Consider the following 11,757-nt stretch of genomic DNA (forward strand, 5'->3'; position numbering starts at 1 on the left):
CACGGCATGCGACGCTCAGGTTCCTCGACCAAGGGAGCAACGTCGCGTGGCCCCGGCACGACCGCATCAGTCGCACAATCTCAGGCATGGCAGCGCGGCACCACCCGACCCCGACACCCCTAGTGCCCGGAGGAACGCAGACCATGGACCACGCATCTCAGCTCATCCAGGAGCGGAGTGCCCCGCCGGCCACGCTGGTGATCTTCGGCGCCTCCGGTGATCTGACCCGACGCAAGCTGCTGCCCGCGGTCGAGAGCCTGGCCCGGCACGAGCGGCTCCCCGACCAGTTCGCGCTGGTCGGCGTCGCGCGTACGCCGATGACCGACGAGCAGTTCGCCGAGAGCGCCCTCGGCGGGCGCGAACTCGCCGACAAGCGCCAGCTCCGAGGCGGCGTACGCTACGTGGCCGGCGGTTACGACGACCCGGCGACCTACAAGCGGCTCGTCGAGACCCTCGACGAGCTGGACGCGCAGCGGGGCACGTCCGGCAACCGGCTCTTCTACCTGTCCACCCCGGCCGGCGCCTTCGAGCCGGTGATCAACGGGCTGGCCGGGGTCGGGCTCAACCGGCCGCGTGAGGGCTCCTTCTCCCGCCTGGTCATCGAGAAGCCGTACGGGCGCGACCTGGTCACGGCCCGGGAGCTGGACGCCGTCGTGCACAGCGCGTTCGACGAGCACCAGGTCTTCCGGATCGACCACTACCTGGGCAAGGACACCGTCCAGAACGTGCTGGCGCTGCGCTTCGCGAACTCGATCTTCCAGCCGATCTGGGATCGCTCCTGGGTCGACCACGTGCAGATCACCGTCGCGGAGACCCTTGGCGTCGGCACCCGCGGCGGCTTCTACGAGGAGGCCGGCGCGATGCGGGACATCGTGCAGAACCACGTGCTCCAGGTCCTCGCGCTGGCCCTGATGGAGCCGCCGGCCTCGTTCGAGGCCGAGGGCCTGCGCAACGAGAAGGTGAAGCTGCTCCAGGCGATCCGGCTTCCCACCGACCGGGACATCGCCGAGGCCGCGGTCCGCGGGCAGTACACCCGGGGCGGCACCCGCGAGGAACTGATGGCCGGCTACCGCGAGGAGGCGGGCGTCGACCCGCTGTCGCGGACCGAGACCTATGCCGCGCTACGGCTCAACGTGGACAACTGGCGGTGGGCCGGGGTGCCGTTCTACGTGCGCACCGGCAAGCGCCTGCCGGCCCGGCTCACCGAGGTGGCGTTGCAGTTCCAGCGCCCACCGCACCTGCCGATCCCGACCGACCAGCTCACCGGCCTCGAGGCTGACGCGCTGATCCTGCGGATCCAGCCGAACGAGGGCATCTCGCTGCGCTTCGGCGCGAAGGTGCCGGGCCACTCGTTCCGGGTCCGCACCGCCACCATGGAGTTCTCGTACGACCAGACGTTCGTCGAGGAGTCCCCGGAGGCGTACGAGCGGCTGCTCCTGGACGCGTTGATCGGTGACGCGTCGCTCTTCATCCGCAGCGACGAGGTGCAGCAGTGCTGGCGGATCGTCGATCCGATCATCGAGAACTGGGAGAAGGACGACACGCCGATCCCCACCTACGAGGCCGCCTCCTGGGGGCCGACCGACGCCGACCGGCTCATCGGCCGGCACGGCCGCAGATGGCGCAACTCCGCATAGCTCCGCGCTGACGGCCCGGCGGTCGACCACGCCCCCGGCCGCACCCCTCGACCGGGCGGGGCCGGGACGTGCACGTCCCGGCCCGCGCGGTGGCGGTCGCGGGACTACGGCCCGTCCTGGGACGGATCGGCGGCGGGCTCGCCGGCTCGCTCCCGCCACCTGGCGAGGTTGCGGCGGGTGCTCACGGTGTCGGGGTGGTCCGGTCCCAGGACCCGGAGCCGGTCGGCGAGAAGCTGTTCGTACGCGGCGACGGCGCCGGTGGGATCGCCGGCCTCTCCTCGCCAGTGGGCGAGGTTGTGCCGGGTCGTCAGGGTGTGCGGGTGATCGGGTCCCCGCACCCGGAGCCGGTCGGTGAGGAGCTGCCGGTAGGCGGTGACGGCGCCGGCGGGGTCACCGGCCTCTCCCCGCCACCGGGCGAGGTTGTGGCGGGTGATCAGCGTGGCGGGGTGGTCGGGTCCCAGCACCCGGAGCTGGTCGGTGAGGAGCTGCTGATAGGCGGCGACGGCGCCGGTGGCGTCGCCGGCCTCTCCCCGCCGCCCGGCGAGGTCGTTGCGGGTGATCAGGGTGTCGGGGTGGTCGGGCCCCAGCACCCGGAGCTGGTCGGTGAGGAGTTGTTCGAAGGCGGCGACGGCGCCGACGGTGTCTCCGGACTTCCCCCTCCAGTAGGAGACATTGCCGCGGGTGGCCAGGGTGTCCGGGTGGTCGGGCCCCAGCACCCGCAGATAGTCGGTGAGGAGCTGTTCGAAGGCGGCGACGACGCCGGTGGTGTCGCCGGCCTCCACCCGCCAGCGGGTGAGGTGACCGCGGGTGGCCAGGGTGTGCGGGTGGTCGGGTCCCCGCACCCGGAGCTGGTCGGTGAGGAGCTGTTCGTAGGCGGCGACCGCGCCGGTGGCGTCGCCGGCTTCTCCCCGCCAGTAGGCGAGGTTGTGACGGATGTCCAGGGTGTGGGGGTGGTCCGGTCCCCGGACCCGCAGGCAGTCGGTGAGGAGCTGTTCGAAGGCGGCCACCGCGCCGGTGGGGTCGCCGGCCTCTCCCCGCCAGTAGGCGAGGTTGTGGCGGGTGGTCAGGGTGTCGCCGTGGTCGGGGCCCAGGACCCGCAGGCAGTCGGTGAGGAGCTGTTCGAGGGCGGTGGCGGCGGCGGTGACCTGGCCCATGTCGCCGAGGCTTCGGATGCTGCGGAACAGCAGCCCGTGGGGGTCGGGGAGCAGCAGGCTGTCCCCGCTGCCGGCCCGCAGGGTGGCGGTGTTCGCGCGCAGGGTCTGCGCGTACTTGGGATCCCGGTCGATGTCCGGCCAGAGGGCGAGCAGCCCGTCCGCGGCGGCGCGGGCCGCGGCGCCCAGCCGGGCGGTGTCGCCGTGGTCGCGGGTGGCACGTTGCACCAGGGCATGCACGCGCACGCCGGCGGTGGCGGCGTCCTGGGTGACGAGGTTGAGCCGATGCAGGTTACGCATGGCGTCGGTCACCATCGGTGCTGTCACGTCCTGGCCGGTCACCGCGCCGAGGTGGGCGACGACCGCGTCGGTGGTGAAGACCGCCTCCGGAATCCCGTTCGGGTCGAGCAGCGCGGCCAGGTCCAGGACCGGTCGGGCCAACCCCCGGGGCGGGTGGTTGTCGGCGGCGTCCAGGGACAACAGCCAGGTGGCCGCGACCGTGGCCCGGTGGTCGTCGGGCAGGGCGTCGTCGGGCGGCGCGAGATCAGCCAGGCGCTGACCGGCCAGCCGGCTCCGGTAGGCCGCCGCGTCGATGCCACGATCGCGGATGAACGCCGCGGCCTGCGCGACCGCCAACGGCAGGTAGCCGAGGTCGGCGGCCAACGCCTCGACATCGCCCTGTTGGTCGCCGGTGGCGCCGGTGGCCCGGGTGAGATAGTCGACGGCCTCGGCGGGGGTGAACAGGTCGACCGGCACCAGGACGCGACCGTCGGTGTGCAGGACCGGATCCCGACGGCGGGTGGTGACCACGGTACGGCCGTCACGGTTGGCCGGCGGCCACCAACCGGCGGCATCGCCGGGCGCGTCCAGGTTGTCCAACACGACCAGCCACCGGCGGTCGGTGCGCTCCAACCACACCAGCAACCGGCCCGCCGCCGTCTCCGGCTCCAGATCAGCGGTCGCCACACCGACAGCACGTGCGGCCTCCGCGTAGGCGGCGATGATCGCGTCCCGACTGGACGCCGTGACCCAGACCAGCACGTCCAGCTCACCATCGGTGTCGAGGTGACGAGCGAACTGGGCGGCCAACTGCGTCTTGCCGACACCACCCATCCCCGACAGCACCTGGGTCAACACCGCGGTCCGTCCGGTCCGGGCCGCCCGCATCAGATCGACGCGGGCCGCGCGGTCCTGGAACCAGGCGGCCTGCTGCGGCACCCGGCCGATCCGGACCACCCCACCCACCCGGGCCGACCCCGCGGCACGTGCCCCACGGGCGTCGAGACGGTCGAAGACCAGCGACGCCAGCGCGAACACCGCGCCCGCGATCCCGGCGATCCAGCCGGCCTGTTCGGTGCCCGTCCACCCCGGGCGGGGCGGCCACCAACCGGCCGGCAGCCACCAGGCCGACGCGGCCACCAGCGCACAACCGACAGCCACCACCGCGAGCACGACCACACGCCGCCGCAACCGACGCCGGAACACCCGAGTCACCCCACCATCATCGACGGTGACCACAACGCCCTCACGATGGCCCGGTACGGCCCGGACGAGGGAACGTCGTTCCGTCCCGGGCCGGGTGGCGTGACCCCGCTGGTGGCGTCAGCCGATGCCGTCGACGGCGGCCCGGAGCGCGTTGACCGACGGGTCCCAGGTGAAGTTCAGCACCGGCAGGCCGGACGCGGCGGCGTTGCTGTCGCCGCCGAGGACCACCGCCCGCGGCTTGCCGGAGCCCTGCGGGACCACGAGGTACCAGCTGCCTTTCACATTCGCGATGAACACTTCTTCTGCCTCCTGGTCCGACGGGTCGGGGTTGCCGCCGTCTCCGACGTGGTTCTCGAAATCCGTGGTGGCGCCGAAGTTCGTCGGGCTGCCGGTGTTCAGCCAGAGACTCGTGTGCACGTGCGGCCCGACACCCTGGTCGCTGCCGTTCGCCGACGCGCCGGAGTAGGCGATCGTCTGGCCCCGCGACACGCGTTGCCCGGTGGAGACGGCGATTCTCGACAGGTGCAGGTGCCGGGTGTAGTTGCCGTCGTCGTGGGCCATCCCCACGACGCGTCCGGTCGCGGTGGAGGTGTCGGTCTTCACGAGACGGATCGTGCCGTTCGCCGCGGCCACGACCGGAGTGCCGGTGGCCACCGCGTAGTCGGTGCCCGGTTCGGCCGAGGGCGGCGTCCGGTTCCGGTGGTCCTGCCAGGAACTGGAGATCCGGACGTTCCCGCAGGGCCGCTGATAGCTGCCCGCGGCCCGGGCGGCGGCGGGCAGCAGCGCGAAGGCGGCCGACACCCCGGACGCGGCCAGCGCGGCGCCGGTGAGGAACCCCCGTCGCGAGAGCCCTCTCAGGTAGGCGATGCCGTCCAGATCCTCGGGCCCCGGCTCGCCGTGGCCGGCACTCCGCGCCGGGCTGGGGTGCGGCTCTCCACTGAGGATCATCAATGCAACCTAAGGCTGCGCCCGGCGAAGGGCAAGGGTCTCGCGGCGCGCACCGGCCGGCGAGACCCCCGCCGACCGCTCAGCCGGGGCGGCGTCCCCATGCCGAGATCAGCGGTACGGCGTCGTCGGGGCGTCAGCTTCCGACGCACGTGGCGGTGGCTCCCCCGCCGGTTCCGCTGCCCTGGAACCCGAAGCTGGTGGACTGGCCGGCGGCCAGTTGTCCGTTGTAGCTCTGGTTCGCGACGGTGACCGTCCCGCTGGCGCCGTTGGCGACGCCGTTCCACAGCGAGGTGATCGATGCTCCGCCGGCCAGGGTGAGCGTCACCCGCCAGCCGGTGAGGGCGGTGCTACCGGCGGTGACGTTGACGCTGGCGACGAATCCGCCGTTCCACTGGTCCTGGACGGAGTAGACCGCGGTGCAGACAGGGGTTCCACCGCCGGGCGGGGGAGTGGTGGGCGGAGGAGTGGTGGGCGGGGGTTCGGTGGGGGGCGGGCTGGTCGGCGGCGGGCCGTCGTCGAGCGTCAGGTTCTTCTGCTGGACGGTCCACTGGCTGTGGCACAGGCCGCAGTCGGCGCCGACGAAGTTGCGCCCGGCGGTGGTGTCGCCCTTGAGTCGCCACTTGAGGTAGAGCACGGCCACCCGGCCGAACTCGCCGCCGTTGGGCTGGTCGTAGGTGCCGCCGTGCCCGACGTTGAGATTGCCCATGAACGCGGGCAGCCCGGCCGGCAGCTTGCCCCAGTCGTCCATGGCGTTCGGGTAGGCGATGTCGCTGGGCCCGCCGACGAAGTAGGCGATCGGCTTGGTCAGCCGCCTGAGCTGGTAGTCGTCGGCATCGTTCAACAGACCGCTGCTGAAGATGCCGGTCGTGGTGACCCGCGGGTCGGCGGAGACGGCGTACGCCTCAAGCCCGCCACAGGAGAAGCCGGCGACCGCGATCTTCGACGTGTCGAGCCGGTTGTAGTACCTGCCGCCCGATCGGGAGTTCTCCGCGACGGCCCAGTCGATGGACTGGGTGAGCATCTGGGAGGTGGTGGAGCCGGACCCGTTCGGCGCCCCGCTGGCGATGGCGAGGAAGCCGTGGGAGGCGATCTCGCGGAGGAAGTTGCCCTGGGAGAGGCCGTTGGCCGAACAGCCGCCGTTGCCCCACACGAGGACGGGAAGGCGTTCGGACGGGAGCGTCTGGGGCCGGAAGATGGTGTGGTTGGCCAGGGTGGTCGAGGTCTCGTAGTCGGCGGGATAGGGGCCGGAACCACCCACCGCGGCGTCGGCCGGTGTCCCGCCGAGCGCCATGACCACCGCGGTGACGGGAAGGACGACGGCCGCAAGCCCCGCCCAGATCTTCGATGTCCGTCTCATGCGTACTCCCGCGGATGTCGCCACGGCGCTGCCTGTGGTGGCCGGTGGCGGTTGGCCGCTCGCGCCTCGACCGACCTGGGTCATCCAGATGCGCGCGGGCGGGAACGGGATGCGGTCACTGTCACAGTGGCAGCGATAGGTGTCAATATGATGCCCGACTGTCGGGACTCGTGCGCCGACCGCTCAGCCGGGGCGGCGTCCCCACGCCGAGATCAGCGGCGCGAGGGTGAGGTCGAGTTCACCGGCCTCGACGGCGCTCAGGTGGGCGTCGATCTCGACGTCGTCGGCCAGCTTCGCGGCGAGCAGCTCGCCACGGACCATGCGCACCGTCGCGGCCTCCAGCCGGTCGCAGGCCACGCCGCCGACCGGGAAGCAACCGGCGGCCGTCACCTCGACCAGACCCGCCGCCCGCAACGCCCGCGGCAGCGTACGGCCGAAGCGCAGATCGGCGCCGCGGCGGGCCAGCAGCTCCCGGACGGCCCGGCGCAGCCGGTTGGCGCGCCGCTGCGCCGGGCCGATCTCGTCGAGGCAGGCCAGTGGCTGCAACTCGGTGTCGGCGTCCTCCACCACCAGCCATCCGCCGGGCCGCAGCGCCGCCGTCATCGTCGCCAGCGCCCGGGCCCGGTCGGGCAGGTGGACGAGCACGAGCCGCGCGTGCACCAGGTCGAACGTGCCGGGCTGCGGCGTCGGGTCCGCGACGACGTCGTGCCGGCGCACCTCGTACCGGCCGTGCGGGTCCAACCAGGCCGGATCGAGGTCCGTGGCCAGCACGTGACCGGTCGGCCCGACGGCCGTGGCCAGCGCCTCGGGGATGCTGGGGCCGCCGGCGCCGACCTCCCAGCAGCGCCAGCCCGGCCCCACCCCGAGCCGGTCGAAGTGCCCACGCGTGACCCCGTCGAACAACTCGGCCAGCCAGGTGAACCGCTCACCCGCCTCGACCCGGGCGTTGTCGAGCAGATAGCGGTGATCCGGGGAACCCATGCCCCCATCCTCCCGCCGGCCGGGCCCGGTGTCAGCGCGACACGGGCCGACGCCGGACACCGCCGCCCGCGACTCGGCCGCTCAGTCCGCCCGCGGACGCAGCCAGAACGACGCGGGCAGGAAGTGCTCGGTCAGCCCGAGACGCCGCCACAGCGGGGCCGCCACCTCGCGCAGTTCCGGGTCGCCGGCCACGAACGCGTTGGGCAGCTCGATCTCCCAGCGCTCCGGCGCGGCCAGCAGGAACGCGGCCAGCAGGTACTGCTCGTTGTAGTGCCGGTGGCGCCACTGCGGCGGGTAGTCGCGAGGCAGCATGATGTCGTGCACCTGCACCAGCACGCCGGGCCGCAGCCGGGGCAGCACCTCGAAGAAGAAGACCGTGACGTCCGAGCCCATGAAGCTGCGGTGCGACCCGTCGAAGAAGACCACGTCACCCGCGTCCAACTCGTCGAAGAGGCTCAGGTCGGCCCGCTCCAGCGGGGCCCGGACCACGTCGTCGCAGAGCACGTCGACGCTGGCCCGGGGCGCCGGGTCGATCGAGGTGATCCGGGTACGCAGACCGTGGTCGCGGACCGCCCGGCGGGCGAACTTCGTCGAGTTGCCGGAGCCGATCTCGACGTACCGCGCCGGTTCGCGCTCGACCAGGAAACCGTAGAGCGCCAGCGCGTCCAGCGGCGGCAGCCAGCCGTTGCGCCAGTACGGCTCGCCCGAGTCGAGGTCGCCGTGCAGCGGAACGGCGGCGAGCCGGTCGGCGTGACCGAGGAACCGCCGGAGCGTGTCGGCGTACGCGTCCCGCCGCCGGTCGAGCAGCTCGGTGAGGCCCGGGTGGTCGGGTCGGCCGTAGCCGAAGCGCGGCTCCGGGCTCACCGGGAAGTCCACGAAGATCGGCCGACGCAGCCCGAACGCGGAGAGCACCAGCCCGTGCAGCAGGGGGCGGCGCTCCAGCCGCGCCAGCGGGCCGGCGAGGAACGGCAGGGCGGAGAGCACCTCCACCCCGGAGGCGGTACGCACGGCGCTGCGCAGCCGGCGGAGACCGCCGCGCAGCCCGCCGCCGGTGACGGGGGACACGGCGGACGGCAGGTCGGTGGTGGTCATGAGGAGACTCCTTCGAGACGGTCGGCAGGGGCGGAACGGGACGAGGCGGCGGCGTGCGGCGGACCGCCCGGGCGACGGCCGGTGACGGCCAGCAGGGCCAGCACGACGACCGTCGAGCCGATGTCGCCGACGGTCAGCAGCACCCGGCTCAACGCGACGAGGGTCACCAGGTCGGGGCCGCCGACCAGGGTGGCGACGGTGAGCGCGAGCGCGACCTCGCGTACGCCGAGCCCGGTCGGCAGCACCACGGCGCAGAGTCCGGCGACCACGGAGAGCGCGAAACCGCCGACGCCCAGCGGCAGCGCCGGGCCCGGCGCGGCGCCGAGGGCGACCGCCAGCACGGTGATGTGCAGGCCGCTGATCAGCCAGCCGAGCACCATCAGCCCGGTGGCGCCCAGCAGCGTCGGGCGGCCGGGCAGCAGCGGCCCGGTGTCGCCCCGGCGCAGCAGCCGCGCGGCGGCGGCCAGCAGCCGGCCGAGCAGGCCCGGGGCGAGCACCGGCGCGGCGGCGGCCACGCAGGCCGGCAGCAGTAGCCACCACCACCGGCTCTGCCCGACCAGCCAGGGCAGCGCGAGGACGCCGACGAGCACCCCGGACACCGCCGCGAGTCCCTGGCTGGCGAGGAACGCGGCGGCGAGCCGGGCCGGTGGCTGACGCAGCGGCCGGGCCATCGCGGCGTGCGCCACCGTCGGCCACACCCCGCCCGGCAGGTAACGGGTCAGCCCGGCGAGGAAGTAGACCCGGGTGGCGTCGCGCAGCGACAGTTTCGTGCCCAGCCCGGCCAGCAGGACCCGCCAGCCGACGAAGCCGGGCACCCCGCCGACCGCGGCGAGGGCCCCGGCGGTCAGCGCCGCGCCCCAGCCGACCGTCCGCAGGCTGTCCGCCATCCCGTGCCGTACCCGCCACACCTGCCAGCCGAGGAAGGCCAGCACGGCGGCGTACCCGAGCACGCGCAGCGCGGCCCACACCCGCGCCCGGCTCACCGGGACCCGCCGAGGGAGAGCACGACGTCCTGCACCCGGTGGTCGGACATGCCCCGGGCGTCGTGCAGCCGGTAGCGGTGCACGGTCCATCCGGAGGAGACGAACGTCCAGTCCAGCCGCCACCAGCGCCGGCCGGCGATCGTCCACGACGTCGGGTACGCCGACCCGCTGGCCCGGGCCGCGTCGGTGAGCCGGTCGCGGAGCCGCCCCAGGTCGCCCATGGCCGGGCTGGTGTTGAGATCGCCGGCGACCAGCACCGGGTTCGGGTTGCGGTCCAGGTCGGCGGCGAGCGCCCGGTACTGCGTCTCCCGCCGTTGGAAAAACTCGTGCCGGCGGTCGTAGAACAGCTCGCGCAGCGGGCTGCTCAGGTCCAGCGGCACCAGGATGTGGGTGTTGTAGACCGACACCGTGCGACCGCCCACCCGCAGGTCGGTGCGGAGCGACTTGACCTCCCAGTAGTCGGTGCGCCAGTCCGCGCCGGGCGGCGGGTCGGCCGGCAACGCGGTCGTCGCGACGACCGGGAACCGGGTCACGGTGACCAGTTCCCCGCGCAGCACCACCTGGTAGCCGGGGAACTCGCGGCGCAGCCGGACCAGGTCGGCGTCGCGGCGGGCCGGGTCGTCGTCGGGTTTGTACTCCTGGAGGAGGTAGACGTCGGCGTGCCGGGCGGTCAGCGAGGCGTAGAACGCGTCGGCGTCGTCGGTGGCGTTCCACACCGTCGTGTTCCAGGAGACCAGGCGCAGCGCGTCCGCCGGCGCCGGCGGCGGGGTGCGCCACACCGCCGGGTTCAGCCCGGCCAGGTCCGCGCCGAGCAGTAGCCCGGCCACCGCGAGCAGCGCCAGCCGGGCCCGGAACCGCCCGGCCAGCGGCACCGCCCCGAGCAGCAGCGCCGGTACGGCGACGAACGCCAGCGGCGGGATCAGCTCCGGCGCCAGCCACAGCCACCACCGGCCGCTGAGCAGCCGGTGCGCCACCACCAGGAGCAGCCACGCCGCGCCCAGACCGGTGAGCACCGCGCCGGCGCGGGCGCCGGGTCGCCGGCCGACCCGACCCGTCCGGCGGGCCGCCGGTGTGGTGCGCGGTGGTGTCCGTACGGCGGTCACGCGACCACCGCCGGCTGCTCGTAGAGGCGGCGGAAGCGGCGGGAGAGCAGCCACTGCCCCAGTCCGACCGCCACGCCCACCCCGATGGTGAGGCTGACCAGCAGGTGCAGGCCGGCGAAGCGCAGCGCGTAGCCCAGGCCCCGGACGGCGCGCACGTAGCGGTACATCCGGGCGTCGCTGAGCAGCCAGAGCGCCAGCAGCAGCAGCGGCGCCACGGCCCACCCCGGACCGGCCAGCAGCGGCAGCGGCGTGGTGGCGGCGGCCAGCCAGGACGCCAGCCCGGTGCCGGACTCGGCGGAGGTCACCACCCCCACCACCCGCCGCCGGTGCAGGAAGAACGGGATGTGCACGCGGGTCCGGGTGAACACCTTGCCCAGCGCGATCCGCAGCGTCGCGTCGTCGTCGTGCCGGCCGATGACCCGGCTGGTCATCCGCACCTCGTACCGGTCGGTGAGCCGTTCGCTGACGTCCGCGCCCTCGCTCTGGGTCAGCCGGGGGTTGAACGGACCCACCTGCGCCCAGACCCTGGTCGGCACGGCCAGGATCGCGGTCGACAGGAAACCGGTGATGCTGCCCTCGGCGACGCGGAAGTACCAGTGCCGGTACAGGTTGCGGTAGTCCTTGGTGAAGGTGCCGTCGATCAACGGGACGGTGTCGTAGTTGCCGCAGACGGCGCCGACGCCGGGCTCGTCGCGCAGGATCGCCACCGCGACGGCCACCGCGTCCGGGGCCAGCGCCACGTCCGAGTCGACGAACATCAGCACCTCCCCGGTGGCGGCCTCCGCGCCGAGGTTGCGCGCCACCGAGGGCCCGCTGTTGACCGGCGTACGCAGCACCCGCACCTCCGGGAAGGACTCGGCGACCGCCACCGAGTCGTCGGTGCTGCCGTCGTCGACCACGATCACCTCCACCGGCCGGTGGGTCTGCCGGCGCAGCGCCGCCAGGCAGAGCCGCAGCGTGCGGGCGTAGTTGTAGTTGGGCACGATGACCGAGACGAGGGGCGCGGAGACGGCCACCACC

At 73.7% G+C, this 11,757-nt stretch carries 9 protein-coding genes; 1 reads left to right on the forward strand and 8 read right to left on the reverse strand.

Features of this window, described 5'->3' with window-relative positions; genetic code table 11:
• Positions 1–143: 143 nt before the first annotated feature.
• Complete coding sequence (gene zwf, locus ACIA6B_RS03115) at positions 144–1,637, forward strand: glucose-6-phosphate dehydrogenase (RefSeq protein WP_281934962.1); 1,494 nt, start codon at positions 144–146, stop codon at positions 1,635–1,637.
• Between the two features lie 104 nt (positions 1,638–1,741).
• Here zwf and ACIA6B_RS03120 read toward each other — a convergent pair whose 3' ends face one another.
• From ACIA6B_RS03120 to ACIA6B_RS03155, 8 genes are all read right to left on the reverse strand, one after another.
• A complete protein-coding gene (locus ACIA6B_RS03120; RefSeq protein ID WP_396770414.1) occupies positions 1,742–4,282 on the reverse strand; it encodes a tetratricopeptide repeat protein in 2,541 nt (846 codons plus the stop codon).
• Positions 4,283–4,390: 108 nt separating this feature from the next.
• A complete protein-coding gene (locus ACIA6B_RS03125; protein ID WP_396770416.1) occupies positions 4,391–5,221 on the reverse strand; it encodes a M23 family metallopeptidase in 831 nt (276 codons plus the stop codon).
• Between the two features lie 133 nt (positions 5,222–5,354).
• Complete coding sequence (locus ACIA6B_RS03130; RefSeq protein ID WP_396770418.1) at positions 5,355–6,578, reverse strand: cellulose binding domain-containing protein; 1,224 nt, start codon at positions 6,576–6,578, stop codon at positions 5,355–5,357.
• A 183-nt stretch (positions 6,579–6,761) separates the two neighbouring features.
• The gene (locus tag ACIA6B_RS03135) at positions 6,762–7,559 is read right to left on the reverse strand and encodes a methyltransferase (RefSeq protein WP_396770420.1); all 798 of its coding nucleotides are present in this window, start codon (positions 7,557–7,559) and stop codon (positions 6,762–6,764) included.
• 81 nt (positions 7,560–7,640) lie between these two features.
• Positions 7,641–8,651 carry a class I SAM-dependent methyltransferase gene (locus ACIA6B_RS03140; RefSeq protein ID WP_396770422.1) on the reverse strand — a complete coding sequence of 337 codons (1,011 nt, stop codon included), beginning with the start codon at positions 8,649–8,651 and terminating at the stop codon, positions 7,641–7,643.
• Positions 8,648–9,634: a hypothetical protein gene (locus ACIA6B_RS03145; protein WP_396770424.1), complete on the reverse strand. Its 987-nt coding sequence runs from the start codon at positions 9,632–9,634 to the stop codon at positions 8,648–8,650. The genes ACIA6B_RS03140 and ACIA6B_RS03145 overlap by 4 nt, the downstream gene beginning before the upstream one ends.
• Positions 9,631–10,737 (reverse strand): endonuclease/exonuclease/phosphatase family protein, encoded by a 1,107-nt coding sequence (locus ACIA6B_RS03150; RefSeq protein ID WP_396770426.1) that lies wholly within the window; start codon positions 10,735–10,737, stop codon positions 9,631–9,633. The genes ACIA6B_RS03145 and ACIA6B_RS03150 overlap by 4 nt, the downstream gene beginning before the upstream one ends.
• Positions 10,734–11,756: a glycosyltransferase family 2 protein gene (locus ACIA6B_RS03155; protein WP_396770428.1), complete on the reverse strand. Its 1,023-nt coding sequence runs from the start codon at positions 11,754–11,756 to the stop codon at positions 10,734–10,736. Before ACIA6B_RS03155 ends, ACIA6B_RS03150 begins: the two co-directional genes overlap by 4 nt.
• Position 11,757 lies beyond the last annotated feature (1 nt).

This window comes from Micromonospora sp. NPDC051141, assembly GCF_044455765.1.
GTDB lineage: Bacteria > Actinomycetota > Actinomycetes > Mycobacteriales > Micromonosporaceae > Micromonospora.